Below are 24,517 nucleotides of genomic sequence, written 5' to 3'. Positions count from 1 at the left end.
TCAGGCCTCAACCATCAACAACGTGTGTCCGCTCGGATCGCGGAAGAAGAACATCGGCGGAACGGGGTCTCCCTGCCGCATGATCTCTGCGTCGACATCGACTCCGAGCTCCCGCATCCCGGCGTGTGCGGCATCGATGTCGTCGGTGTTCAGCGTAATCCCGGTGTCGGCCGGCTCAACGGGGCCACTGCCCGGTGGCGGCGGAGCCAGCGCAATGCCCGCCAGGCCCTGCGGCGGGTAGACCTCGACCCATCGGTAGCCGTCGCCCATGTGGATGTCGGTGCGCTTCTCGAAGCCCAACGACTCGTAGAACGCGATGGCCTTGTCCTGGTCGACGGTGGGCACACAAACGAGGTTGATCGACTTCAGGCCGATCTTGGCGGTACTCATCTTGCTCCTTCTCGGTTGGGGACACTACGAACTGGCGCCATAGAGCTGTGCGAGTTCCGGTGAGCTCGCCCAGCGGCTGTAGGTGGGGCTCTGCGGCCAGCCGTCGGGTGAGTCCTGCCACTGTTCCTGGCGCCCGTAGGGCAGCACATCGAGCAACGAGAACACGTGGCCGAGCTGTTCGGTTCCGCGCCGGTTGGTATGCCAGGTTCGATACACCGCATTGCCTTGCCGCAAAAAGACATTCACCGCGAACTGTCCGCCCGGCGGTGCACCGACGTCGGCCCCGAACGAACTGTTGGCGGTGCTGTACCAGGCCATCTGATTGCCGACGCGCCGCTTGTAGGCGATCACCTCGTCGATGGGCCCCTGCGTGACAATCACGAACCGCGCGTCGTAGGCGCCCAGAAATTCGAGGCGGGTGAACTGCGAGGCGAAGCCGGTGCATCCCGCGCACTGCCACTGCTGGCCTGGAGACCACATGTGGTGATAGACGATCAGCTGACTGTTGCCCTCGAACACCTCGGCCAGGCAGACGGGCCCGCGTTCGCCCTCGAGCACGTAGTCGTCCATGGCGACCATCGGCAGACGGCGGCGCTGCGCGGCGATCGCGTCCAGCTCCCGGGTCGCCGCTTTCTCGCGGGCGCGCAACGCATCCAGCTCGCGCTGCCAAGTCTGATGGTCCACCACCGGAGGCACCCCGGAACCCGCCATCACGAGAACTCCCATTGCTATGTGTACAACGTCCACATTGACTATGTTCACACCGTACACTTTTTCCCGAGGGGGCTGTCAAGAGGTGTCAGGGATACGGGGCTACCACCACGGCGATCTGGGCGCGGCACTGATCGACGCCGGTCTGCAACTGACTCGCCTCGGCGGGCCGGAGGCCCTGACCGTGCGGGAGGCGACCCGGCGCGTCGGGGTCTCCCCCAACGCCGCCTACCGCCACTTCGCCGACCGGGAGGAACTGTTGAGAGCGGTGGCGGTCGCCATCTGGGACCGCATGGCCGCACGGATGAGCCCACCAGCAACCAACCGAGGCACCCCGCAAAGCCGGGCGCGCAACCAGCTGCGCGCGGTCGGACTCGGCTACATCGGATTCGCCCTGGACGAGCCGGGGTGGTTCACGGTGGCCTTCTTCGGCTCAGGCGTCACCGCAATAGGTGACGGCCAAGTCCCTCCGCCGTTTCGGGCGCTGGTGGAGGCACTCGACGCATTGGCCGACACCGGTGTGCTGCAGCCCAAGCGGCGCATGGGCGCAGAATGGCCGTGCTGGTCGGCGGTGCATGGGTTCGCCGAGTTGGCCCTGCGTGGACCGCTGCACGGCGCCCCGCGCCCCGATTTGGACGCGCTGGCGCAACGCACGGTCGACGACATCATCTCCGGGCTGGTGGGCTAGGCCAACCGGCCCGGACTGTGCTGCCGGCGGGCGCCGGCAGCACTGCCGTCAGCCGAGCCGCTCGATGATCGTGACGTTGGCGGTGCCCCCGCCTTCGCACATGGTCTGCAGGCCGTATCGGCCGCCGGTGCGCTCCAGTTCGTTGAGCATGGTGGTGAACAGCTTGGCCCCGGTGGCGCCCAGCGGGTGGCCCAGTGCGATCGCCCCGCCGTTGGGGTTGACCTTGGCCGGGTCGATCGGGAACTCCTTCATCCAGGCCTGCACCACCGAAGCAAACGCCTCGTTGATCTCGACGACGTCGATGTCGTCGATGCTCAGCCCGGTCTTCTCCAGGGCGTAGCGGGTGGCCGGGATCGGGCCGGTCAGCATGATCACCGGGTCGTCGCCGCGGGCGCTGATGTGGTGGATGCGGGCGCGGGGAGTCAGGTTGTGCTCCTGCACTGCGCTTTCGGAGGCCAGCAGCACCGCGGCCGACCCGTCGCAGATCTGGCTGGAGACCGCCGCAGTCAGCCGGCCACCCTCCACCAGCGTCTTGAGGCCGGCCATCTTCTCCAGGGTGGACTCGCGCGGGCACTCGTCGACCCGGAAACCGTCGACGTCGATGATCTCGTTGTCGAAACGCCCCTCGGCGATCGCGGTGAACGCCCGCTGGTGGCTCTGCAGCGCGAAGCGCTCCATGTCCTCGCGGGAGATGTCCCAGCGCTCGGCGATCATCTCGGCGCCGCGGAACTGCGAGACCTCTTCGTCGCCGTAGCGCTCCAGCCACTTCTTCGACTCGTTGGTCGGGGAGGTGAAGCCGAACTGCTCGCCGACGACCATTGCCGACGAGATCGGAATCCAGCTCATGTTCTGCACGCCGCCGGCGACAATCAGGTCCGCGGTGCGCGACATGATCGCCTGCGCGCCGAACGAGATGGCCTGCTGAGACGAACCGCACTGCCGGTCGACGGTGACCCCGGGCACCCCCTCGGGGTAGCCGGCCGCCAACCAGGCCAGCCGGCCGATGTTGCCGGCCTGGCCGCCGATGGCGTCCACGCAGCCGGTGATCACATCGTCGACCGCAGCCGGGTCGACGCCGACGCGGTCCAGCAGACCGCGAAACGCCAACGCCCCCAAATCAATAGGGTGAATACCCGCCAGCGACCCGTTACGCTTGCCCACGGCGGTGCGAACGGCGTCGATGACGTACGCCTGCGATACTTGAGCGGCCATTTTCAGACTCCTTCTTTGGTGATTCCACCCAGCACGATGGCGAGGTATTGCCTGCCGACTTCCGCGGCGGTCAGCGGTCCACCCGGTTGGTACCAGCGCACCGATACCCAGGTGGTGTCACGAATGAAGCGGTAAACCAGGTCGACGTCGAGGTCGGGCCGGAAACATCCCGCTTCAATGCCCTGCTGCAGCACGTCAAGCCACATCTTACGTTGCTGACGGTTGCGTTCGTCGACGTAGGAGAACCGCTCGTGAGACGACAGCCGCTTGGCCTCGTCCTGGTAGATCACGACTTGGGCGTGCCGATGCTCGATCGCGTCGAACGACGCCAGGAACAGTCCCTTGAGCCGTTCCAGGGGATCGCTTTCACGATCGATGATCTGCTGATAGCGGGCGAACAGCCAGTCCAGAAAGTCGCGCAGCACCTCGTCCACGATCTCCTCCTTGGAGGAGAAGTGGTGATACAGACTGCCGGACAAGATCCCGGCGGCGTCGGCGATGTCGCGCACAGTCGTGGCGCGCAGGCCACGCTCGGCGATCATCTCCGCCGCCAGATTCAGGAGTTCGTCCCGGCGAGTCATGGCTTCAGGCGCGCTGGCTGGAAACCGAGATGACCTCGCCGGTCAGGTAACTGGAGTAGTCGCTGGCCAAGAATGCGATGGTGGTGGCGATCTCCCACGGCTCAGCGGCGCGACCGAACGCCTCGTCGCCGGCGAGCCGGTCCAGCAGCTCTGCCGAGCTGGTCTTCTCCAGGAACTTGTGCCGCGCGATGGACGGCGAGACGGCGTTGATGCGCACCCCGTACTCGACCGCCTCGATCGCGCTGCACCGGGTCAGGGCCATCACGCCGGCCTTGGCCGCTGCGTAGTGCGACTGGGAATGCTGGGCGCGCCAGCCCAATACGCTGGCGTTGTTGACGATCACCCCGCCGTGGGAAACACCGCGGAAGTAGCGCAGCGCCGCCCGGGTCGCCCGCATCACCGAGGTCAGCGTCACGTTGAGCACGCGGTCCCACTCGTCGTCGGTCATGTCGATCACCGGGGTCTGCCCGCCGAGTCCGGCGTTGTTGACCAGCACGTCGAGCCGGCCCATCTTCGCCACGGCCTCGTCGAACAGCGCGTCCACCGCGGCAGTGGAGGTGACGTCACAGACCACCGCCTCGACGCGGCCCAGCCCCAGGGCGGCCAGGTCGTCGCGGGTCTCGGAAAGCCGCCGCTCGTGGTAGTCCGAGACCACCACGTCGGCGCCTTCCAGCAGCGCCCGGCGCGCGGTGGTGGAGCCGATGCCCGTGCCGGCGGCAGCCGTCACCAGGACCGTCTTGCCCTGCAACAGACCGTGCCCGCCGATCTCTTGCGGCGCCTTGGACAGATCCGAAGTGGCGCTCATCCCTTTGCCTCCCGGGGTAGGCCGAGAACACGCTCGGCGATGATGTTGCGCTGAATCTCGTTCGACCCGCCGTAGATGGTGTCGCTGCGGGTGAACAGGTAGAGCCGCTGCCACTCGTCGAACTCGCCGTCGCGCAACACCATCGAGTCGCGCCCGATCACGTCCATGGCGAGTTCACCAAGGTCACGGTGCCAGTTGGCCCACAGCAGCTTCGACACACTGTCTTTGGCGGCGGCCTGGCCGCCTCCGTCGACATCCATGGTGGCCATCGCGTAGGACCGCATGGACCGCAGGCCCACCCAGGACCTGGTCAGCCGCTCACGGATCAACGGATCCTCCGCGGCGCCGTTGCGCTGCGCCAGCTCGGCGAGCGCGGAGAGTTCACGCGCGTACCGGATCTGCTGGCCCAGCGTCGATACGCCCCGCTCGAAGGTGAGCGTGCCCATCGCGACCTTCCAGCCGTCGCCGGGCTCGCCGACCACCAGATCGGCGTCGGTGCGCGCGTCGTCGAAGAACACCTCGTTGAACTCCGAGGTGCCGGTGAGCTGCACAATCGGCCGGACCTCGACCCCGGGCTGGTCCAGCGGCACCAGCAGGTAGGACAGTCCGTTGTGCCGCTTGGAGCCCTTCTCGGTGCGGGCCACCACGAAGCACCACTGCGACAGGTGCGCCAGTGACGTCCACACCTTCTGACCGTTGATGACCCACTGGTCGCCGTCGAGCACGGCGGTGGTGGCCACGTTGGCCAGATCGCTGCCGGCGCCCGGTTCGGAGTAGCCCTGGCACCACAGCTCGGTGACGTTGCGAATGCCGGGCAGGAAGCGTTGCTGCTGCTCGGGTGTGCCGAAGGCGATGAGGGTCGGCCCCAGCAACTCCTCGCCGAGGTGATTGACCTTGTCGGGGGCGTCGGCGCGGGCGTACTCCTCGTAGAACGCCACCCGGTGTGCCACCGACAGGCCGCGCCCGCCGTGTTCCACCGGCCAGCCCAGGCAGGTCAGGCCGGCGTCGGCAAGATGGCGGTTCCACGCCATCCGCTCCTCGAACGCCTCATGCTCACGACCCGGACCCCCGAGGCCCTTGAGCTCGGCGAACTCCCCGACCAGGTTGTCGGCCAGCCATGCACGGACCTCAGCCCGGAACTCCTCGACTGCTTGCACCCCTGTAGGCTAACCTACCAAGCACTTGCTCGGCTACGAGCCGTCGAGCCCAGGGAGCCCGCGCTGGCGGCAATACAGAGTTCAGCGACGGGGAGGAGCAGCGCCTATGAGTTGCGCCGGCGACGATGCAGAGCGGAGCGATGAGGAGGAGTGGCGCCCATGAGCACAGAACCGCAGACCACACCTGCGGCCCTGGACCACATCGCCCGTGCGCTTCCCGACCATGACGCCCTGGTCACCGAGGATCACCGCTTTACCTACGCCGCCCTGCGCGACGAGGTGCGGCGGGCCGCTGCGGCCCTGATCGCCCTCGGCGTGGAGCCCGGCGACCGGGTCGCGCTGTGGTCGCCGAACACCTGGCACTGGGTGGTCGCCTGCCTGGGCACCCACTACGCCGGCGGCGTGCTGGTTCCGCTCAACACGCGCTACACCGCCGCCGAAGCGACCGACATCCTGGTCCGCAGCGAAGCCAAGGTCTTGGTGGGCATGGGCCGATTCCTCAAGTCCGACCGCCTCGCCGAACTGGACCGCGACCAGCTGCCCGCACTGCAACACGTCGTCCGCGTGCCCGTCGAGGACGCCGACGGCACCTGGGATGCATTCATCGCCGCCGGCGACGGTGTGTCGGGCGCCGACATCGATGCCCGCGCCGCCGCCGTTCGCCCCGGCGACCTGTCCGACATCCTGTTCACCTCCGGAACCACCGGTCGCAGCAAAGGCGTGCTCTGCGCGCACCGGCAGTCGCTGGCGGGCCCGGCGGCCTGGGCGGCGTGCGGCCAGATGACCGCGCAGGACCGCTACCTGTGCATCAATCCGTTCTTTCACAACTTCGGCTACAAGGCCGGCATCCTCGCCTGCCTGCAGACCGGGGCCACCTTGATACCGCAGGTCACCTTCGATGCGGCCGGCGCGCTGCGCGCCATCGAGGAACACCGCATCACGGTGCTGCCCGGGCCCCCCACCATCTACCAGACGCTGCTCGATCACCCCGACCGCGACCGCTACGACCTGAGTTCGTTGCGGTTCGCGGTCACCGGCGCGGCCACCGTGCCGGTGGTGCTGATCGAGCGCATGCAGACCGAACTCGACATCGACATCGTGCTGACCGCCTACGGGCTGACCGAGTCCGGCGGCTTCGCCACCATGTGCCGCGCCGACGACGACGCCGTCACCGTCGCGACCACCTGCGGGCGGCCGATCGGCGACTTCGAGCTGCGACTGAGCACCGGTGGTGATTCGGATTCCGGCGAGGTACTGCTGCGCAGCTCCAACATCATGCTCGGCTATCTCGACGACCCGCAGGCCACCGCCGCGGCGATCGACGAGCAGGGCTGGTTGCACACCGGCGACATCGGGACCGTGGATGCCGCCGGAAACCTGCGGATCACCGACCGGCTCAAGGACATGTACATCTGCGGTGGATTCAACGTCTACCCCGCCGAGATCGAGCAGGTGCTGGCTCGCCTCGACGGCGTTGCCGACGTTGCGGTGATCGGGGTACCCGATGACCGGCTCGGCGAAGTGGGCCGCGCCTTCATCGTGCGTCGACCCGACTCGACCCTCGATGAAACCGCGGTGATCGCATACGCCCGTGAGCATTTGGCGAACTTCAAGGCACCGAGATCGGTGACCTTCACCGACTCCCTACCGCGCAATCCCGGCGGCAAGGTGGTCAAGCATGAGTTGAGAGAGTGGGCCTGATGGACCTGAATTTCGATGACGAGACCGAAGCCTTTCGTGTCGAGGTGCGCGACTTCCTGGCCGCGAACTCCGACAAGTTCCCCACTGAGTCCTACGACACCGCGGAGGGTTTCGAGCAGCACCGTCGCTGGGACAAGGTGCTTTTCGACGCCGGCCTGTCGGTGATCGCCTGGCCGAAGAAATACGGTGGCCGCGACGCCACCCTGCTGCAGTGGGTGGTCTACGAGGAGGAGTACTTCCGCGCCGGCGCACCGGGGCGAGCCAGTGCCAACGGCACCTCGATGCTGGCTCCGACCCTGTTCGCACACGGCACACAGGAGCAGCTGGATCGGGTGCTGCCGAAGATGGCCAGCGGCGAGGAGATCTGGGCGCAGGCATGGTCGGAGCCGGAGTCCGGCAGCGACCTGGCGTCACTGCGCTCGACGGCCACCAAGGTCGACGGCGGCTGGAAGCTCAACGGACAGAAGATCTGGAGCTCGCGCGCCCCGTTCGGCGAGCGCGGCTTCGGGCTGTTCCGCTCCGACCCGGAGGCCCAGCGCCACCACGGCCTGACCTACTTCATGTTCGACCTGAAGGCCGACGGGATCACCGTGCGCGCCATCGAGCAGCTCGGCGGTGAGACCGGCTTCGGCGAGATCTTCTTCGACGACGTCTTCGTGCCCGACAACGACGTGATCGGCGTGCCGAACGAAGGCTGGCGCGCCGCCATGAGCACATCGAGCAACGAGCGCGGCATGAGCCTGCGCAGCCCCGCCCGGTTCCTGGTGGGCGCTGAAAAGCTGGCCGCAATGTGGCGAGAGCACGGCAGCGATCCGGTGTTCACCGACCGCGTCGCCGATGCATGGATCAAGGCCCAGGCCTATCGGTTGCAGACGTTCGGCACCGTGACCCGGCTGGCCGCCGGCGGTGAGCTGGGTGCGGAATCCTCGGTGACCAAGGTGTTCTGGTCCGATCTCGACGTCGCGCTGCATCAGACCGGCCTGGACATCCGCGGCGCCGACGGGGAACTCGCCGACGCCTGGACCCACGGTTACCTGTTCTCGCTCGGCGGGCCGATCTACGCCGGCACCAACGAGATTCAGCGCAATATCATCGCCGAGCGGCTGCTGGGCCTGCCCCGGGAGAAGAAATGAAATTCGACCTAGACCAAGATCAGCGCGACTTTGCGGCCAGCATCGACGCCGCCCTGGGCGCCGCCGACGTTCCCGGCGCGGTGCGCGCCTGGTCACAGGGTGACACCGAGCCGGGCCGCCGGGTGTGGAACCAGCTGACCGAGCTCGGGGTGACCGCACTGGCGGTTCCGGAGGAGTTCGACGGCATCGGCGCCCACCCCGTCGACCTGGTGCTGGCCGTCGAGGCGCTCGGCCGCTGGTGCGTGCCCGGGCCGGTGGTGGAGTCCATTGCGGTGGCGCCGCTACTGCTCGCCGGCTCCCCCGATGCCGGTTCGCAACTGGCCGGGCTTGCCGCCGGCGAGCTGATCGCCACCGTGGCGCTGCCGCCACACGCCCCCCGGGCCGTCGACGCCCAGGCCGCCGACCTGGTCCTGCTGGCCGAGGACGGCCAGGCCGGCACGGCGCAGGCCGGCACCCGCCACGCCTCGGTGGACCCCAGCCGCAGCCTCTTCGACGTCGCCGCGACCGGAACGACTTGGGACGCCGACACCGCCCGCGCCTACGAGATAGGTGCCCTGGCCACTGCCGCACATCTGATCGGGGCCGGTCAGGCGATGCTGAACACGGCCGTGGAGTATGCCAAGCAGCGCACCCAGTTCGGCCGGGTGATCGGCGGCTACCAGGCCATCAAGCACAAGCTGGCCGACGTGCACATCGCGCTCGAGCTGGCCCGGCCGCTGGTGTACGGGGCGGCCTTGTCTCTGGCTGATTCCGCGGCCGGACCGCTCCATGCCGACACCGCCCGCGATGTCAGCGCCGCGAAGGTGGCTGCGTCCGACGCGGCGCTGCTCGCTGCGCATTCGGCCCTGCAGACCCACGGCGCCATCGGCTTCACCAGCGAATGCGATCTGTCGCTGTGGCTGCTGCGGGTGCAGGCCCTGCGGCCCGCGTGGGGTAACCCGACCGCCCACCGGCGGCGAGTGTTGGAGGCGATCTAAGTGGCCCGTAACGACGAACGCGACCTGTTGCGCCAGACGGTGGCGGCACTGGTCGACAAGCACGCCACACCCGAGGCGGTTCGGGTGGCGATGGATTCCGAGCGTGGCTACGACGAGACGCTGTGGCAGCTGCTGTGCGAACAGGTCGGCGCCGCTGCTCTGGTGGTGCCCGAGGAACTCGGCGGTGCGGGCGGCGAACTGGGCGACGCCGCGGTCGTTGTCGAAGAACTGGGCAAGGCACTGGTACCGACCCCGCTGCTGGGCACCATCCTGGCCGAGCTGGCGCTGCTGGCAGCGGCCGAGCCCGACGCCGAAGCGTTGGAGCAGCTGGCCGAAGGCGGCGCGATCGGCGCGGTCGTGTTCGGCGACGACTACGCAGCCAACGGCGATATCGCCGACATCGTGGTCGGCACCGACGGCAACCAGCTCACCCGCTGGACCGAGTTCGCCACCCAGCCGGTGGCCACCATGGACCCCACCCGGCGCCTGGGCCGGATCACCCCCACCGCCACCGCGCCGATCGGGGACGACCCCGGCATCGCGGACTACGCGGCGATCCTGCTGGCGGCCGAGCAGATCGGCGCCGCGACGCGCTGCCTGGACCTGACCGTGGAGTACACCAAGAGCCGGGTGCAGTTCGGCCGGCCGATCGGTAGTTTCCAGGCGCTCAAGCACCGGATGGCCGATCTGTACGTTGCCGTGTCGGCGGCCCGCGCCGTCGTCGACGACGCCGTCGCCGAGCCCTCGGCGACCTCGGCCGCGCTGGCACGCGTGGTCGCCAGTGAGGCGTTCAGCAAGGTGGCCGCCGAAGCCGTGCAGCTGCACGGCGGTATCGCGATCACCTGGGAAAGCGACATCCAGCTGTACTTCAAACGCGCGCACGGCAGTTCACAGCTGTTCGGCCTGCCGGCACAACATCTTCGCCAGCTGCAGACCGAGGTGCTCTAGAGGCGCGTTACGGTAGCCCTATGTGTACCCGACTGGTTTATCTCGGACCTAACGGCAACATCATCACCGGACGGTCGATGGACTGGAAGCTGGATTTGGCGACCAACCTCTGGTCGCTGCCGCGAGGCGTGAAGCGCGACGGCCGGGTCGGGCCGAACTCTGTTGAGTGGACCGCAAAGTACGGCAGTGTGGTGGCCACCGGCTACGACATCTGCACCACCGACGGCCTGAATGAAGCCGGGTTGTCCGCCAACCTGCTGTGGCTGGCTGAGTCGGTGTATCCGCAGTACGACGGCAGCCGTCCCGGACTGTGCATCTCGACCTGGGCGCAGTACGCCCTGGATAACTTCGCCACCGTCGCCGAGGCCGTCGCAGCGCTGAGCACCGAGGCATTCGCGGTGGTCACCGACGGCGTGCCCGGCGAAGACCGCCTGGCCACCCTGCACCTGTCACTGTCGGACGCCACGGGCGACAGTGCGATCGTGGAATACGTCGACGGCAAACAGATCATCCACCATGGTCGGCAGTACCAGGTGATGACGAACTCGCCGATCTTTGATCAACAACTCGCGGTCAACGCCTACTGGGAGCAGCTCGGCGGCACCGTCATGCTGCCGGGCACCAATCGAGCCGCGGACCGATTCGCGCGAGCATCGTTCTACGTCAACGCGATTCCGAAATCCGAGGATGTGAAGATCGCACTCGCCTCGGTGCTCAGCGTGGTCCGCAACGTATCGGTGCCCTTCGGCATCTCCACTCCGGGCGAGCCGAACATCTCCTCGACCCGCTGGCGCACGGTTGCCCACCACACCCGCAAGCTGTACTTCTTCGAGTCGACGCTGACACCCAACGTGTTCTGGGTGGACCTGACCAAGCTCGACTTTGCCGAGGGCGCCGCGGTGCGCAAACTCGACCTGGGCTCCGACGACAGCAATATCTTCGCCGGTGAGACATCGTCGGACTTCGAAGTCGCCGAGGCGTTCACCTTCCTCGGTCTGAACAGGTGAGGGCGGCTCGCCGCACGGTCCTGCTCTCGGTTGGGCTGGCCGCCCTGATGTTGGCCACACCGGCCGCCGCCGAACCGGGGCCGCAATGGTCTGGACTGGACGCGCGCGCATACGCCGGCCCCATTCCCGCCGAGGGAGATCTGATCACCTCGGTGCCGCTCAACCCGGCGCTGTCGGTGAATGGCGCGGCCCAGGCATTCCGGATCCTCTACGCCACTCCCGATCAGCACGCCCGGCCCGCGGTGAGCACCGCCGCGGTCTTCGTACCGCGTGGGGCGCCCCCGGCCGGGGGATGGCCGGTGATCGCGTGGGCGCACGGCACCGTCGGTCTCGGCGATGACTGCACCCCGTCGGCCCGGCCACGCAGCTCGCGCGACAACGAATACCTGTCGCACTGGCTCGACCAGGGTTATGTGGTGGTCGGCAGCGATTACGTCGGGCTCGGCACGCCGGGGCTGATGAGCTATCTCAACGGCTCCACCGAAGCGCACTCGGTGATCGACTCCGTACGAGCCGTCCACCAGATGGACCTGCCGCTGTCCCCCAAGTGGGCCATCGTCGGCCAGTCCCAAGGCGGCGGCGCGGCCATCAACAGTGCCTGGTGGGCGTCGCGGCTCACCGCCGGAACCGGTCTGGACTATCGCGGCGTGGTGGCCACCGGCACACCGGCCAACATCGAACGGGTGGTCATGGAGGCCGGACCCGATCTGCCGTCGGCGCCGGTGCCTCCCGCGGCGATCAGCTACACCTCCTACATCGTGGCCGCCCTGCGCGAGGCATTTCCCGCAATTCCCATCGACAGTGTGCTGACTCCTCGCGGGCGCGAGCTGGCAGATCGGGCGGAAACGGTGTGCAAAGCAGAGCTGGATCGGCTGGCTGCCGGAACCACGCTGAACCAGCTGTTCAGCGCGCCGGTGAGTTCGCTGGACGGTATCGCCGCGGCGCTCGACGGCTTCCTGGGCACCCCGACCGACGGCTATGACCGCCCGATCTTTCTCGGCCACGGCCAGCACGACACCGACGTTCCACTCCGGTCCGGTCAGACCCTGTATCAGCAGCTGATCGACCATCACCAGAATGTCGAGCTGCACGTCTATCCTGACGACCATTCCGGCACCGTGCTCGCCTCCGTGCCGGACTCCACCCGGTTCCTCCAGCAACTGATGACAGGGTGAATCGCATGACCAACCCTCTCGACCGCGCTTCGCTACGCGCCGGGATTCCGCCGTTCCACGTGATGGACGTGTGGTTGGCTGCCGCCGAACGCCAGCGCAGCCACGGCGATCTGGTGAACCTGTCGGCGGGTCAGCCCAGCGTGGGCGCCCCCGAGCCGGTGCTCGCCGCCGCGGCGGCGGCACTGCGGACAGGCGATCTGGGTTACACCGTGGCGCTGGGTATCCCGGAGCTGCGTGCGGCCATCGCCGACTCCTACGCCCATCGCTACGGGCTGAGCGTCGACCCTGACGACGTGGTGGTGACCACCGGCTCGTCCGGCGGTTTTCTGCTGGCCTTCTTGGCCTGCTTCGACGCCGGTGACCGGGTGGCGATCGCCAGCCCCGGCTATCCCTGCTACCGCAACATCTTGACCGCGCTGGGCTGCGAGGTGGTCGAGATCCCGTGCGGCCCGGCGACCCGCTTTCAGCCGACCGCGGCGATGCTCTCCGAGATTCCCGGGCCCTTGGCCGGTGTGATCGTGGCCAGTCCGGCCAACCCGACCGGCACGGTGCTCGAACCGGCGGAGCTTGCCGCGATCGCCACCTGGTGCGACTCAGCCGGAGTGCGGTTGATCAGCGACGAGGTGTACCACGGCCTGGTCTACCCCGGCGCACCGCAGACCAGCTGCGCCTGGGAGACCTCGCGCAACGCCGTGGTGGCGAACAGCTTCTCGAAGTACTTCGCGATGACCGGGTGGCGGCTGGGCTGGCTGCTGGTGCCGCCGGCCTTGCGCCGTGCGGTGGACTGCCTGACCGGCAACTTCACCATCTGCCCTCCGGTGCTGCCACAGTATGCGGCGGTGGCCGCGTTCACTCCGGAGTCGATCGCCGAATCCGACGGGCACCTGCGGCACTACGCCGCCAACCGGGAGCTGCTGTTGGACGGCCTGCGTGACTTGGGTATCGACCGGTTGGCGCCCACCGACGGCGCCTTCTACGTCTATGCCGACATCGCAGAGCACACCGCAGACTCACTGGACTTCTGCGCGCGCCTGCTGGCCGACACCGGGCTCGCCCTGGCGCCCGGAATCGATTTCGACACCGAGCGCGGCAACACCTATGTCCGTCTCTCCTTCGCCGGCCCGACCGCCGACATCGAGGAGGCACTGCATCGGCTCCGGGACTGGCTGCCCCTCCGGTAGGTTTACCCCAAGCTGGAAATACCTGACCGAAGGGACCACTGCTATGCGCACTTCCACGACCTCTCGCCTGGCGCTCGGCGCGGCAGCAGTCGGCATGCTCGGCGCGGTGGCCGCAGCAGCGGCCCCGTGGAGCACCTCACCTGAGGCCGATGCCGCGCCCGGCCAGTGCACGGCGGCGGGGCTGTCCAACACCGCCAGTGGCGTGTTGAGCCAGGCGGGCGCGTTCCTGCACGACCACCCGGAGGCCAACGACGTGCTGACCTCCGCGGCCACCATGCCCGCGGACCAGGCCAAGTCCTCGGTCCAGGGCTACTTCATCGGGCACCTCGACCAGCTGACGACCCTGCAGGGCATCGCCCAGCCGCTCACCGATCTGAAGAACGAGTGCGGGATCGCGGTCTCGCCGACCCAGCTGGCCATGCTGCTGGAGACCGTCAGCAAGTAGGCCGGGGCGATGGCCCTGGTGATCACTGAGCCTGAACGGGCCGCGCTGGCGCAGGCGGCCGGTTTCGGGCTGTTCGCCGCCATCACCGGACGCCGCTCGCGCCGGTTCCCGGCCGGCGGCGCCATCCCGGCAGGCGCGCTGGCCTACACCAGCCGCCGTCCGGTGCAGCCGTTGTCCGAGGTCGAGCGGGCACTGGTGCTGTCGCTGATGGCCGGCGCCACCGGCTGGCATGACGGCATCGCGCACCATCCGGGGTACGCCCCGGCGCTGCCGAACTATCCGGGCAGCGCCACCGGGCGGGCTATGCCGTCGGCGGCCGGTTTTCACACCAGCCAGCTGTTCTTCACCGACGACACCGGCTGTTACCTGCTGCCCACGCGCGACCAGCAGCCACAGCAGTTCGACACCATCGAACAGTGGATAAGTCATACCGCCGACTCCTATGTGCGCCTGTCAGATTCACGTCTGGAGTTGCCGCGCGAAGAACCGTATATGGAAGGTCACAACACCTGGATCGGCAACCATCCGGGCAGCCTGCTGGCCTTCAACGTGGCCGACCTGGCCGAACATCTGCTGGAGAATCTGTGGTTCTTCGCGGCGAACGGCTACCCGATTCGTGATGACGTCAACGACCGTGAGATTCCCGGCGTTTCAGCCTTTTCCGGTCTAGCCCATGCCGACGACCCGATACCGTTGTCGTTCGTCGAGCAGTACACCCTGACCGAGGCCAGTGCCGAGCTGTCGATCGCTGCGCACAACGGTGCTCTGGCCTTGCAGGCGATGGGCTTGGGAGGCTGGATCTTCGACGGGTTGGACCGGTTGTCGGTGCTGGGCGGCTCGGGCGATCCGCGCGCACCCGGTCTGGGTTTCGTCGCCGACACCGATCCCCGCTGGCCTTTCCCGAACGTCACCGGCCTCCCCGGTCACTTCGAGACACTCAGCCCTCCGCATGTCGCCTCTGTCGCCGAGGGTGTCCGCAAGCTGGTGGCCCGCAAGTTCGGGCCCGGTGGCCCCTCGCACCCGGAAACGCCGGGGCCGTGGTCGGACAGCGCGGCGGTGCGCGGCTCGGCTCTGCCGCCGGACGGCATCGCCGAGCTGGTCACCTGCGAGGCGTCCTACATCTACGACACTTTCGGCAAGCTGCCGGGCACCGTCCCGACCGTGCACGTGTTGATGTATCTGCAGGCGCAGCATCTGGACACCGACTTCTACGACCGGTTCTACGCCCCGGGGGCCTATCTGCGCACCCACGCCGAGCACCAGCGATGCTGGCACGGCTCATGAGCGGCGGTGCACCGCCCCGGTGATGGTGTAGCCGAGTCCGATTGCCAGCAGAGCGAACTTGACCGACGCTGCGCCGCGGGCGCGCCGGGCGTTGGCGTCGAGGTCCACCCCGTCGAGTACCCGCAGCAGCGCCACCCCCTCGACCGCGTCACCGGCGACCGCGGCAATCGGGAGCAGCCGCAGCGCGATCGGATGGCCGCGGCGCCGGCGGGCACGCTCGATGAGCAGCAGCGCCGTGGTGCCGTAGGTCAGCATGTAGCCGAAATCGAGCCACAGCGACCAGCGCGCCCAGCGCCGGCCCTCCGGTCCCCAAACGTCCAAGATCTGCTGGGTTCGCTCGCGGTTGCCGGCCAGTTCGAAGGGGATGATGCCGGGCCCGCCGGTCTTGCGCATCCCGCGGTCCAGCACCAGCATCACCGCGGCGTATGCAGCGGTCGCCGCTGCCGACCAACCAAGTCGCCTCACCCGCTGCATGCTAACCAGGCAGCCGGCCCAAAGCACTACAACCAGGTGTCGTCGGTGGTGGCGGTGAGGAATGCTTCGAGGTCGTCGCGCCAGTGCGCCGGCGTGGTCTTGTCCGGCTCGATACCGGTGTAGTCGCCGCGATAGAACAGCAGCGGCCGCGGCTTCACCTTCGGTACATCCGAAAGCGACTGCACCGCACCGAATACCACGAAATGGTCGCCGCCATCGTGCACCGAGGCCACCGTGCAGTCGATGTGCGCCAGCGACCCGGCCAGGATCGGCGACCCCAGTTCGGACGGCTGCCAGTCCACACCGGCGAACTTGTCCGGCTCGCGCGAGCCGAACCGGGCGCAGACGTCCTTCTGCTCCTCGGCCAGGATGTTGACGCAGAATTTTCCGCTGGACTCGATGGCCTGCCAGGACCGCGACTGCTTGGTCGGGCAGAACAGCACCAGCGGCGGATCCAGGGACAGCGCGGCGAACGACTGGCAGGCGAACCCGACCGGCACCTCGTTGTCGACCGTGGTGATGATCGTGATGCCGGTGCAGAACTGGCCGAGCACATTGCGAAACGCGCGCGGGTCGATCCCGGGTTCTTCGGTCACAGCTATTGCATACCCACGGTGAAGTCATGCCCCCAGAGGCTGACAGCCGTGCTCTCCCGGGCCACCCAGTCCTCGTCGTCGACCTCGAGTCCCTCACAGCCGAACTCGACCTGAAAACCGCTGGGCGCCTTCATGTAGAACGACAGCATCTTGTCGTTGACGTGGCGCCCCAGCGTGGCGGCCATCGGAATCTTGCGGCGTGCGACGCGGTCCAGGCAGAGGCCGACATCGTCGGCGTTCTCCACTTCGACCATCAGGTGCACGATTCCGGTGGGCGTCGGCATCGGCAGAAACGCCAGGCTGTGGTGACGCGGGTTGCAGCCGAAGAACCGCAGCCAGGCCGGGTCGCCGTCGGCCGGGCGGCCGACCATCTGCGGGGGCAGCCGCATCGAGTCGCGCAGCCGGAAGCCGAGCACGTCGCGGTAGAAGTGCAGTGCCTCGGCGTCGTCCTTGGTGGACAGCACCACGTGGCCCAGGCCCTGCTCCTCGGTGACGAACCGGTGACCGTAGGGACTGACCACCCGGCGGTGCTGCAGTGCCACCCCGTGGAACACCTCCAGGTGGTTGCCCGACGGGTCGTCGAAGGCGATCATCTCCTGGACGGAGCGCTCGGCCAACTCGGCCGCGGTCGCCTCCTTGTAGGGCGTGCCCTCGGCCTCCAGACGTTGCCGGATGTCGGCCAGCCCTTCGGCGTTGGCGCATTCCCAACCGGATACCAGCAACCGGTCGGTGTCACCGGGCACCACCACCAGCCGAGCCGGGAACTCATCCATCCGCAGGTACAGCGCACCCTCGGAGGTGCCGGATCCCTCGACCATGCCGAGGACTTTCAGCCCGAAGTCCCGCCAGGCAGCCATGTCGGTGGCCTGGATCCGCAGGTAGCCCAGTGAACGGATACTCATCGGTGATGCCTCCAGCTAGCTCGTCGTTGTCCCAGCCAGGTCCAGTTCGATCAGACCATGGTGTCGCCGGGCGGCAACCCGAACTCGTGGTTACCGAAGATCATGTATGCGCGCTCGGGGTCGTTGGCCGCGTGCACCCGACCCGCATGCGCGTCACGCCAGAACCGCTGCACCGGTGCGTCATTGGACAGCGCCGTGGCTCCGGCCGCTTCGAACAGCCGGTCGATGGAGGCGATGGCCCGGCCGGTGGCGCGAACCTGGTCACGCCGGGCCCGGGCCCGCAGCTCGAACGGGATCTCCTTGCCGGCGGCCAGCAGCGCGTACTCGTCGCCGACGTTGCCGATCAGCTGACGCCACCCGGCGTCGATGTCGCTGGCGGCCTCGGCGATGCGGACCTTGGCGAACGGGTCGTCCTTGGCCTTCTCCCCGGCGAACGCCGCACGCACCCGCTTGCCCTGGTGCTCGACGTGCGCCTCGTAGGCGCCATAGGCCATGCCCATGATCGGCGTCGAGATGGTGGTCGGGTGAATGGTGCCCCACGGCATCTTGTAGACCGGCGCGGTGTTGGTCTTGTAGCCGCCGGCGGTGCCGTCGTTCATCGCCCGGTAGGACAAGAAGCGGTGCCGCGGCACGAAGGCGTCCTTGACCACGACGGTGTTGCTGCCGGTGCCACGCAGGCCCACCACGTGCCAGACGTCATCGATGCGGTAGTCGGAGATCGGGATCAGGAAGCTGCCGAAGTCGACCGGCTTGCCGTCCTTGATCACCGGGCCGCCGAGGAATGCCCAGGTGGCGTGGTCGCAGCCCGACGACCAGTTCCACGAACCGTTGACGATGTAGCCGTCGGCGGTCTCGGTGACCACACCGGCGCCCATCGGCGCGTAGGACGAGGAGATCCGGACGTTCGTGTCCTCGCCCCAGACGTCTTCCTGGGCCTGCTGGTCGAACAGCGCCAAGTGCCAGTTGTGCACGCCGATGATGCCGGCCACCCAGCCGGTGGAGCCGCAGGCACTGGCCAGCCGGCGCACCGCCTCGTAGAAGATGGTGGGGTCGCACTGCATTCCGCCCCACTGCTCGGGCTGCAGCAGCCGGAAGAAGCCGATCTCCTCGAGCGCGGCGACGTTGGCGTCGGGCAGCTTACGCAGGTCTTCGGTCTCCTGGGCGCGTTCACGCAACTGCGGCAGCAGGTCGTCGATGGCGGCCAACACCGACTGCGCGTCACGCTGTTGAATGGACGTCACTAGATTGCCTCCCAGGAGTGAACAGGTTCTTCCGGCCCGTTTTCCAACCAGCCTAGTGTGAGATTAGAACACGTTCCGATTTGTGTCGAGCAGGGCGTTCCTGCTGCTGGTGGCGATACCGGACCGCTTTTCTGTAACCTGTTCTAGTTGTGACCGAAGATGAAGGGCGGCCCGTGACGGAGACCATTCCGGACGAACCACTCGGTGCTCATGTGCTGGAACTGCAGATCACCGCAGTCGTCACCGAAACCGACGACGCCCGGTCCCTGGTTTTCGGCGTTCCCGACGGACCGGACGACCCAGAGATCCCCGAGCAGCGGCTGAAGTACTCGCCGGGCCAGTTCCTGACGCTGCGCGTTCCCAGCGACCAGACCGGCTCGGTGGCGCGCTGCTATTCGCTGTGCAGTTCGCCGTTCACCGACGATGCGCTGACGGTCACCGTCAAGCGCACCGCACAGGGCTACGCGTCGAACTGGCTGTGCGACAACGCCCACCCGGGGATGCGCATGCACGTGCTGGCGCCCTCGGGCACCTTCGTGCCCAAATCGCTGGACACCGACTTTCTGCTGCTGGCCGCCGGCAGTGGAATCACCCCGATGATGGCGATCTGCAAGTCGGCGCTGTCGCAGGGCAGCGGCAAGGTGGTGCTGGTCTACGCCAACCGCGACGAACGGTCGGTGATCTTCGCCGCCGCGCTGCGCGAGCTGACCGCCGCCTACCCCGACCGGCTGACGGTGGTGCACTGGCTGGAGTCGGTCCAGGGCCTGCCGTCCCGTGCCGCGCTGGCGCAGCTGGCCGCGCCCTACACCGATCGCCAGGTCTTCATCTGCGGCCCGGGCCCGTTCATGCAGGCCGCCCGCGAGGCCCTGGAGGACTGCGACGTTCCCGCCGAGCAGGTCCATCTGGAGGTGTTCAAGTCGCTGGAGGGCGACCCGTTCGCCGCGGTGACGATCACCGAAGCGCCGGAGGGCGAGCAGGCGGCGGCGCCGGCCACCGTCACCGTGGAGTTGGACGGCGAACAGCACGAGCTGGTGTGGCCCCGGCACGTCAAGTTGCTCGACCTGCTGCTGGACAAGGGCATCGACGCTCCGTTCTCCTGCCGGGAGGGCCACTGCGGCGCCTGCGCCTGCGAGTTGAAAAAGGGCAAGGTCACCATGGAGATCAACGATGTGCTGGAGCCGCAGGACCTCGCCGAAGGACTGATCCTGGCATGCCAGGCCCACCCCGAGACCGATTCGGTGGAAGTGACCTACGACCAGTGATCGCGGGTCTAGGTTGGTGCGACATGAAGCGGTTGCTGATGGTGCCGGCCGCGTTGACGTTGCTGGCCGCGCTGATTCCGCCGGCGATCGCGTCGGCGGCCAGCGACTCCAAGACGTCACTGTTCCCGGTCAACGAAGCTGATCAGCTCCAGACCCACAGCTGGGTCGACTGCAGCGCACCGCCGCTGTGCAGGTTCACCGTCGGGGTGCGGCTGCAGACGCCCGGGGGCCTGACCGGCTTCCCGCCCGACCTGTGGGCACGCCAGAGCACCGAGATCCGCTCGTCGAAGCGGACCGCCTATCTCGACGTGCACACCGACGGCGGCGAGGGCTGGTTCAAAGACCGCGGCGGACCGGGGACCAAGGTGTTCAAGGACGGAACCGGCGCGGTGATCCAATCGATGTACTACGGCGAGGGCCCGCCGGAGAAATACCAGACCAACGGCAGCATCGACGTCCTGGAGTATTCGACCGGCCAGCCCAAGACGGACGCCAACGTGATTGTCTGCACCCACGTGCAGGTGGTCTACGCCGGCGTCAACCTCACGACGCCGTCGACGTGCGCTCAGACGGTGTTCTCCTAGCCCCGGCCGCAACGCGCCCCGCGGGCCGGCTCATCCCCGGCGGGACGATTCGCCCTCCGGGCGCAAGACCACGAACGAGTGTCCCGGTAGTACGGTCGCGTCGGCCACCGTCTGGGGCGCCCCCCAGGCCAGCACCGGCTCACCCCGAACCGGCACGCTGACCTCGGCATCGCTGAGATTGCAGATCAGCAGCACCGGGCCGCGGCGCATCGCGATCCATCGCCTGTCCTCGTCGTAGCCGATCTCGCTGGGTGCCAGCCAGGAACCGTCCGTGCCGGTTTCCCTGCGCAACCCGACCAGCGCCCGGTAGACGTCCAGCAGCTGGGCATGGCGTTGGGCGTCGAGCTCGGCCCAGTCCAGTTTGGACCGCTGAAAGGTCTGGGGGTCCTGCGGGTCCGGGATTTCGTCGGCGTCCCAGCCGTGATCGGCGAACTCGGCCTTGCGGCCTTCGACGGTGGCCCGCGCCACCTGCGGGTCTTCGTGCGAACTGAAGAACTGGAACGGCGTCAGCGCACCCCATTCCTCGCCCATGAAAAGCATTGCGGTGTAGGGAGAAAGCAGCGCCAGCGCCGCCTTGACCACGAGTTGGCCCGGCGTCAGGTTCTGCGACGGCCGGTCCCCCAGTGCCCGGTTTCCGATCTGATCGTGGGTGCAGGTGTAGGCCACCAGCCGGGTCGCCGGAATCTGCGACTTGGGCACCGGCCGGCCGTGCCGCCGGCGGCGGAACGACGAGTAGGTGGCTGCGTGGAAGAAGCCGTTGCGCAGCGTGGTCGCCAAGGTGGCCAGGCTGCCGAAATCGGCGTAATAGCCTTGCCGCTCCCCGGAAACCGCCGTGTGGATGGCGTGGTGGACGTCGTCATCCCATTGCGCGTGGATCCCGTAACCACCGTCCGCACGGCCGGCAATGGTCCGCGGATCGTTGCGGTCGCTTTCGGCGACGAGCGACAACGGCCGGCCCAACTGTGCTGCAAGGGCATCGGTTTCAGCGGACAGCTCCTCAAGAATATGGATGGCCGTGGTGTCGACCAGTGCGTGCACCGCATCCAGCCGGAGACCGTCGGCGTGAAAGACCCGCATCCAGCGCAGTGCGCAGTCGATGATGTAGCGACGAACTTCGTCGGAGTCGGCGCCGTCGATGTTGATGGCCCTGCCCCACGGGTTGCGCGTCTGCGACTGATAGGGCCCGAAGCGCGGCAGATAGTTCCCCGAAGGGCCGAGATGGTTGAACACCGCGTCGATCAGCACACCCAGACCGCGGCCGTGGCAGGCGTCGACAAAGCGTGCCAGCCCGTCGGGCCCACCGTAGGGCTCGTGCACCGCGTACCACAACACGCCGTCGTAACCCCATCCGTGGGCACCGGAAAAGGCGTTGACCGGCATCAGCTCGACGAAGTCGACGCCCAGGCCGACCAGATGATCCAGCTTCTCGATGGCCGAGTCGAACGTTCCGCCCGGCGTGAAGGTGCCGACATGCAATTCATAGATCACCGCACCGTCGACACGCCTGCCCGCCCAGTCCTGGTCGGTCCAGGCCGGCCCGGTCTCGTCCCACAACGCCGAGCGCGCATGCACGCCGTCGGGCTGTCGGGCCGACCGCGGATCCGGCAGCACCTGCGGATCATCGTCGAGCAGGAACCCGTAACGGGCGTCGGGCGCCACTTCGAGCGCGGTGCGCCACCACCCGCCGCCCGTCGGGGACATCGGGTAGGTCACCCCGTCGACATCGAGGCGAACGACTTCCGGAGTCGGGGCCCAGACGGCGAAGTCAGCCATCGACGCGCTCCAGCAGAGCCACCGGCAGTTCGGCGAACAGTTCGACCGCCGACACCGTTCCGCGATGGCCGACACCGGAGAACGCGTCGGTCCAGGTGCCCGGCGGGAGGTCGACGACCGTGCCGTGCCAGCCGGTGCCCTGCAGGCGCACCGTCCACCGACTGACCGCCACCACGACATCCTCGCCGCGCCGAAACGCCACGACGTGTTCGCCCGCCGGGCCGGATGCCGGCACCGGGTGATGCCCGCCACGCAGGAAGGTGTCCGGGCGCGCTCGTCGCATCTGCAACGCCGCAGCGACAACCCGCATCTTCGGGGGGCGCAAGGACCGAAGCGCGTCGCGGCGCGCGGCGTAGTCCACCGCCCGCCGGTTGTCCGGATCCACCAAGCTGTCGTCGCAGAATTCGGTGCCCTGGTAGACATCCGGGATACCCGGAACGGTCAGCGCCAGCAGTTTCTGCCCCAGGACGTCGCTTTCGATATACGGGGCGAGTTCGCGGGCGAGTTCGGTCATCTCCCGTGCGATAGGTCCGTCCAGGACGGCATCGAGCCAGCGATGCAGCGCGCCCTCGAACTCGGCGTCGGGGGCGTGCCACGTCGTCCGCCTGGCCGCTTCGCGAGCTGCCTTTTCGGCATAGGAGTGCAGGCGCTCGCGCAGCGCGGAACTCACCCGGCCGTCGAGAGGCCACACGCCGAAAATGTTCTGCCACAGAAAAAGCCCGGTCGCCAGATCAGGCGACGGTGTCCGGGCCTCCCATCGGGCGACGAAGTCCGCCCACAACGATGGCACCTGCGACAGCACCCCGATACGGGCCCGTACGTCCTCGCCGCGTTTGGTGTCGTGGGTGGACAGGGCGGTCATGGTGCGGGGCCAGTGTTGAGCTCTGGTGGCGGCACGGTGATGAAACTCCGCGGCGCCCACTCCGAAACAGCTCGGGTCCCCGCCGACTTCGTTGAGCGACACCAGCCGCGCGTCGCGATAGAACTGACAGTCTTCGATCGCCTTGGCGGTCACCGCTCCACACAGCTGCTGCAACCGCACCGCGGCATCGCCCCCGCCGGCGATCGCTGCGGCGACCAACTGCAGTGGCTCGTCGAAATCGGGCCGCTGAGCGCGGACCTGCCCCAGCGCCACCGGCAGGATCGCCGTCAGGCCCAGGTAGTCGCTGCGATAGACGCCGATGCGCCCCAGCAAGGCCACGATGGCATCGGTCAGCTGCGGATGGTCGGCGCCGGTGGCGGCCACCACGCAACGGTGCAACCGCGCCAGCTCGCTGGACAGCGTCTCGGTTGCCGCGATCGCCTTCTGCTCGGCCACCAGGGCCGGCATCGCGCGATAGTCGATTCCCGCGGTTTCGAACAGTTCGGTCAGCGCCGGCTCTCCTTCGGGGTCGATGAACAGCCCCCCGATCTCGCGCAGGGCGTCGTAGCCGGTGGAGCCCGCCACCGGCAGGCTCGGTTCGAGTGCCTCGTCGACGGCCAGAATCTTCTCGACGACGATCCAGGCGTCAGGACCCGCCAGCTCACGCAGCCACGCGAGATACCCCTGCGGATTGGCCAGCCCGTCTGGATGATCGACCCGCAGGCCGTCGACGATCCCGTCGGCGAACCAGCGGGACACCTCGGCGTGCCACGCGTCGAATACGGCGCGGTCCTCCTGACGCAGGCCGGCCAACGAGGTGATCGAGAAGAAACGCCGGTATCCGCAGCTGCCGTCACGCCAGCCGACCAACCGATAGTGCTGACGATCGTGGACTTCGGCGCCGCTGCCGCCGCCGGTCCCCGGCGCGATCGGCCACACCAGATCACCCAGCCGCAGCACCTGCCCGTCGACGGTCAGATCGGCCACGTCGGCGTCAGATCCCAGGACCGGCAGTATGACCCGGCCGTCACCGATGTCCCAGTCGATGTCGAAGAACGCGGCATACCGCGAGGAGCGGCCGTGCGTCAGTACGTCCCACCACCACGGGTTCTGCTCCGGGCGTTGTATGCCGACGTGGTTGGGAACGATGTCGATCACCAGGCCCATGCCCCGAGCCCGGGCCGCGGCGGACAACCGGGCCAACCCGTTTGCGCCGCCCAGCTCCGCGGAGACCGTGGTCGGGTCGGTGACGTCATAGCCGTGCGCCGACCCGCGCACCGCGGTCATGACCGGCGACAGATACAGGTGCGAAACGCCGAGTTCGTGGAGGTAATCGAGCTGCTCTTCGGCATCGGCGAAGGTGAACGCGAATCCGCTTTCCGGGCCCCTCAGCTGTAGCCGGTAAGTGGACAGCACCGGGCGGGTCAT

Annotated in this window: 24 protein-coding genes; 12 read left to right on the top strand and 12 right to left on the bottom strand. The window is 68.0% G+C overall.

Features of this window, described 5'->3' with window-relative positions; translation table 11 throughout:
- Both AWC02_RS11065 and AWC02_RS11060 read right to left on the bottom strand, forming a co-directional pair.
- Entirely contained in the window at positions 1-390 is a 390-nt protein-coding gene (locus AWC02_RS11065; RefSeq protein WP_085128806.1) for a VOC family protein, read from the bottom strand.
- A gap of 24 nt (positions 391-414) precedes the next feature.
- Positions 415-1,101, bottom strand: a complete 687-nt coding sequence (locus tag AWC02_RS11060; protein ID WP_085128837.1) for a DUF899 domain-containing protein — start codon at positions 1,099-1,101, stop codon at positions 415-417.
- An 85-nt stretch (positions 1,102-1,186) separates the two neighbouring features.
- On the opposite strand from AWC02_RS11060, the gene AWC02_RS11055 reads away from it, so the two are divergent.
- Positions 1,187-1,789, top strand: a complete 603-nt coding sequence (locus AWC02_RS11055) for a TetR/AcrR family transcriptional regulator (protein WP_237160428.1) — start codon at positions 1,187-1,189, stop codon at positions 1,787-1,789.
- Between the two features lie 48 nt (positions 1,790-1,837).
- Here the strand turns inward: AWC02_RS11055 and fadA6 are convergent, their stop codons facing one another.
- The 4 genes from fadA6 to ipdE1 are packed head-to-tail and all read right to left on the bottom strand — an operon-like array spanning position 1,838 to position 5,544.
- Positions 1,838-3,001, bottom strand: a complete 1,164-nt coding sequence (gene fadA6, locus AWC02_RS11050; RefSeq protein ID WP_085128804.1) for a steroid 3-ketoacyl-CoA thiolase FadA6 — start codon at positions 2,999-3,001, stop codon at positions 1,838-1,840.
- A gap of 2 nt (positions 3,002-3,003) precedes the next feature.
- Positions 3,004-3,582 carry a TetR family transcriptional regulator KstR2 gene (kstR2, locus tag AWC02_RS11045; RefSeq protein WP_085128803.1) on the bottom strand — a complete coding sequence of 193 codons (579 nt, stop codon included), beginning with the start codon at positions 3,580-3,582 and terminating at the stop codon, positions 3,004-3,006.
- Positions 3,583-3,586: 4 nt separating this feature from the next.
- The gene (ipdF, locus tag AWC02_RS11040; RefSeq protein ID WP_085128802.1) at positions 3,587-4,387 is read right to left on the bottom strand and encodes a (5R,7aS)-5-hydroxy-7a-methyl-1-oxo-2,3,5,6,7,7a-hexahydro-1H-indene-carboxyl-CoA reductase; all 801 of its coding nucleotides are present in this window, start codon (positions 4,385-4,387) and stop codon (positions 3,587-3,589) included.
- The gene (gene ipdE1 / locus AWC02_RS11035) at positions 4,384-5,544 is read right to left on the bottom strand and encodes an acyl-CoA dehydrogenase IpdE1 (protein ID WP_085128801.1); all 1,161 of its coding nucleotides are present in this window, start codon (positions 5,542-5,544) and stop codon (positions 4,384-4,386) included. The genes ipdF and ipdE1 overlap by 4 nt, the downstream gene beginning before the upstream one ends.
- 159 nt (positions 5,545-5,703) lie before the next feature.
- On the opposite strand from ipdE1, the gene fadD3 reads away from it, so the two are divergent.
- The 9 genes from fadD3 to AWC02_RS10990 are packed head-to-tail and all read left to right on the top strand — an operon-like array spanning position 5,704 to position 15,395.
- Positions 5,704-7,245 carry a 3-((3aS,4S,7aS)-7a-methyl-1,5-dioxo-octahydro-1H-inden-4-yl)propanoate--CoA ligase FadD3 gene (gene fadD3 / locus AWC02_RS11030; RefSeq protein ID WP_085128800.1) on the top strand — a complete coding sequence of 514 codons (1,542 nt, stop codon included), beginning with the start codon at positions 5,704-5,706 and terminating at the stop codon, positions 7,243-7,245.
- Positions 7,245-8,378: an acyl-CoA dehydrogenase family protein gene (locus AWC02_RS11025; RefSeq protein WP_085128836.1), complete on the top strand. Its 1,134-nt coding sequence runs from the start codon at positions 7,245-7,247 to the stop codon at positions 8,376-8,378. The genes fadD3 and AWC02_RS11025 overlap by 1 nt, the downstream gene beginning before the upstream one ends.
- Entirely contained in the window at positions 8,375-9,355 is a 981-nt protein-coding gene (locus AWC02_RS11020) for an acyl-CoA dehydrogenase family protein (RefSeq protein WP_085128799.1), read from the top strand. The genes AWC02_RS11025 and AWC02_RS11020 overlap by 4 nt, the downstream gene beginning before the upstream one ends.
- Positions 9,356-10,303 carry an acyl-CoA dehydrogenase IpdE2 gene (ipdE2, locus tag AWC02_RS11015; RefSeq protein ID WP_085128798.1) on the top strand — a complete coding sequence of 316 codons (948 nt, stop codon included), beginning with the start codon at positions 9,356-9,358 and terminating at the stop codon, positions 10,301-10,303.
- A 20-nt stretch (positions 10,304-10,323) separates the two neighbouring features.
- On the top strand, positions 10,324-11,310 hold the full coding sequence (locus AWC02_RS11010) for a linear amide C-N hydrolase (protein ID WP_085128797.1): 987 nt from the start codon (positions 10,324-10,326) through the stop codon (positions 11,308-11,310).
- Between the two features lie 47 nt (positions 11,311-11,357).
- The gene (locus AWC02_RS11005) at positions 11,358-12,485 is read left to right on the top strand and encodes an alpha/beta hydrolase family protein (protein ID WP_085128835.1); all 1,128 of its coding nucleotides are present in this window, start codon (positions 11,358-11,360) and stop codon (positions 12,483-12,485) included.
- Positions 12,486-12,490: 5 nt separating this feature from the next.
- Entirely contained in the window at positions 12,491-13,666 is a 1,176-nt protein-coding gene (locus AWC02_RS11000) for a pyridoxal phosphate-dependent aminotransferase (RefSeq protein WP_085128796.1), read from the top strand.
- A 43-nt stretch (positions 13,667-13,709) separates the two neighbouring features.
- Positions 13,710-14,111: a heme-binding protein gene (locus AWC02_RS10995; protein WP_085128795.1), complete on the top strand. Its 402-nt coding sequence runs from the start codon at positions 13,710-13,712 to the stop codon at positions 14,109-14,111.
- Between the two features lie 9 nt (positions 14,112-14,120).
- Complete coding sequence (locus AWC02_RS10990; RefSeq protein ID WP_085128794.1) at positions 14,121-15,395, top strand: hypothetical protein; 1,275 nt, start codon at positions 14,121-14,123, stop codon at positions 15,393-15,395.
- On the opposite strand, the gene AWC02_RS10985 is transcribed toward AWC02_RS10990, so the two are convergent.
- From AWC02_RS10985 to hsaA, 4 genes are read right to left on the bottom strand one after another with little or no spacing between them, the layout of a single operon-like run.
- Positions 15,390-15,860, bottom strand: a complete 471-nt coding sequence (locus AWC02_RS10985; RefSeq protein WP_133055625.1) for a hypothetical protein — start codon at positions 15,858-15,860, stop codon at positions 15,390-15,392. The genes AWC02_RS10990 and AWC02_RS10985 overlap by 6 nt on opposite strands.
- Before the next feature lie 35 nt (positions 15,861-15,895).
- Complete coding sequence (gene hsaB / locus AWC02_RS10980; protein WP_085128792.1) at positions 15,896-16,465, bottom strand: 3-hydroxy-9,10-secoandrosta-1,3,5(10)-triene-9,17-dione monooxygenase reductase subunit; 570 nt, start codon at positions 16,463-16,465, stop codon at positions 15,896-15,898.
- A gap of 2 nt (positions 16,466-16,467) precedes the next feature.
- On the bottom strand, positions 16,468-17,367 hold the full coding sequence (gene hsaC, locus AWC02_RS10975; RefSeq protein WP_085128791.1) for an iron-dependent extradiol dioxygenase HsaC: 900 nt from the start codon (positions 17,365-17,367) through the stop codon (positions 16,468-16,470).
- Positions 17,368-17,417: 50 nt separating this feature from the next.
- Positions 17,418-18,608 carry a 3-hydroxy-9,10-secoandrosta-1,3,5(10)-triene-9,17-dione monooxygenase oxygenase subunit gene (gene hsaA, locus AWC02_RS10970; RefSeq protein ID WP_046316179.1) on the bottom strand — a complete coding sequence of 397 codons (1,191 nt, stop codon included), beginning with the start codon at positions 18,606-18,608 and terminating at the stop codon, positions 17,418-17,420.
- 173 nt (positions 18,609-18,781) lie between these two features.
- Here hsaA and AWC02_RS10965 point away from each other — a divergent pair, with 173 nt between their 5' ends.
- Together AWC02_RS10965 and AWC02_RS10960 are read left to right on the top strand one after the other, a co-directional pair.
- Positions 18,782-19,870, top strand: a complete 1,089-nt coding sequence (locus tag AWC02_RS10965; RefSeq protein WP_085128790.1) for a ferredoxin--NADP reductase — start codon at positions 18,782-18,784, stop codon at positions 19,868-19,870.
- A gap of 23 nt (positions 19,871-19,893) precedes the next feature.
- Positions 19,894-20,454, top strand: coding sequence for a hypothetical protein (locus AWC02_RS10960; RefSeq protein ID WP_085128789.1), 561 nt, complete (start codon positions 19,894-19,896; stop codon positions 20,452-20,454).
- 30 nt (positions 20,455-20,484) lie between these two features.
- On the opposite strand, the gene treZ is transcribed toward AWC02_RS10960, so the two are convergent.
- Together treZ and treY are read right to left on the bottom strand one after the other, a co-directional pair.
- A complete protein-coding gene (treZ, locus tag AWC02_RS10955) occupies positions 20,485-22,227 on the bottom strand; it encodes a malto-oligosyltrehalose trehalohydrolase (RefSeq protein WP_085128788.1) in 1,743 nt (580 codons plus the stop codon).
- The gene (gene treY, locus AWC02_RS10950) at positions 22,220-24,517 is read right to left on the bottom strand and encodes a malto-oligosyltrehalose synthase (protein WP_085128787.1); all 2,298 of its coding nucleotides are present in this window, start codon (positions 24,515-24,517) and stop codon (positions 22,220-22,222) included. The genes treZ and treY overlap by 8 nt, the downstream gene beginning before the upstream one ends.

The sequence above is a fragment of the Mycolicibacter engbaekii genome, assembly GCF_002101585.1.
GTDB classification, from domain to species: Bacteria; Actinomycetota; Actinomycetes; order Mycobacteriales; family Mycobacteriaceae; genus Mycobacterium; species Mycobacterium engbaekii.
This window is presented reverse-complemented; position numbering and strand designations above follow the sequence as displayed.

What these genes read in the sequence shown, in the direction of transcription:
- AWC02_RS11065 (WP_085128806.1), bottom strand. Translation starts at nt 390, where the DNA reads ATGAGTACCGCCAAGATCGGCCTGAAGTCGATCAACCTCGTTTGTGTG.
- AWC02_RS11060 (WP_085128837.1), bottom strand. Translation starts at nt 1,101, where the DNA reads ATGGCGGGTTCCGGGGTGCCTCCGGTGGTGGACCATCAGACTTGGCAG.
- fadA6 (WP_085128804.1), bottom strand. Translation starts at nt 3,001, where the DNA reads ATGGCCGCTCAAGTATCGCAGGCGTACGTCATCGACGCCGTTCGCACC.
- kstR2 (WP_085128803.1), bottom strand. Translation starts at nt 3,582, where the DNA reads ATGACTCGCCGGGACGAACTCCTGAATCTGGCGGCGGAGATGATCGCC.
- ipdF (WP_085128802.1), bottom strand. Translation starts at nt 4,387, where the DNA reads ATGAGCGCCACTTCGGATCTGTCCAAGGCGCCGCAAGAGATCGGCGGG.
- fadD3 (WP_085128800.1), top strand. Translation starts at nt 5,704, where the DNA reads ATGAGCACAGAACCGCAGACCACACCTGCGGCCCTGGACCACATCGCC.
- AWC02_RS11025 (WP_085128836.1), top strand. Translation starts at nt 7,245, where the DNA reads ATGGACCTGAATTTCGATGACGAGACCGAAGCCTTTCGTGTCGAGGTG.
- AWC02_RS11020 (WP_085128799.1), top strand. Translation starts at nt 8,375, where the DNA reads ATGAAATTCGACCTAGACCAAGATCAGCGCGACTTTGCGGCCAGCATC.
- AWC02_RS11010 (WP_085128797.1), top strand. Translation starts at nt 10,324, where the DNA reads ATGTGTACCCGACTGGTTTATCTCGGACCTAACGGCAACATCATCACC.
- AWC02_RS11005 (WP_085128835.1), top strand. Translation starts at nt 11,358, where the DNA reads ATGTTGGCCACACCGGCCGCCGCCGAACCGGGGCCGCAATGGTCTGGA.
- AWC02_RS11000 (WP_085128796.1), top strand. Translation starts at nt 12,491, where the DNA reads ATGACCAACCCTCTCGACCGCGCTTCGCTACGCGCCGGGATTCCGCCG.
- AWC02_RS10995 (WP_085128795.1), top strand. Translation starts at nt 13,710, where the DNA reads ATGCGCACTTCCACGACCTCTCGCCTGGCGCTCGGCGCGGCAGCAGTC.
- AWC02_RS10990 (WP_085128794.1), top strand. Translation starts at nt 14,121, where the DNA reads ATGGCCCTGGTGATCACTGAGCCTGAACGGGCCGCGCTGGCGCAGGCG.
- hsaC (WP_085128791.1), bottom strand. Translation starts at nt 17,367, where the DNA reads ATGAGTATCCGTTCACTGGGCTACCTGCGGATCCAGGCCACCGACATG.
- AWC02_RS10960 (WP_085128789.1), top strand. Translation starts at nt 19,894, where the DNA reads ATGAAGCGGTTGCTGATGGTGCCGGCCGCGTTGACGTTGCTGGCCGCG.
- treZ (WP_085128788.1), bottom strand. Translation starts at nt 22,227, where the DNA reads ATGGCTGACTTCGCCGTCTGGGCCCCGACTCCGGAAGTCGTTCGCCTC.
- treY (WP_085128787.1), bottom strand. Translation starts at nt 24,517, where the DNA reads ATGACCCGCCCGGTGCTGTCCACTTACCGGCTACAGCTGAGGGGCCCG.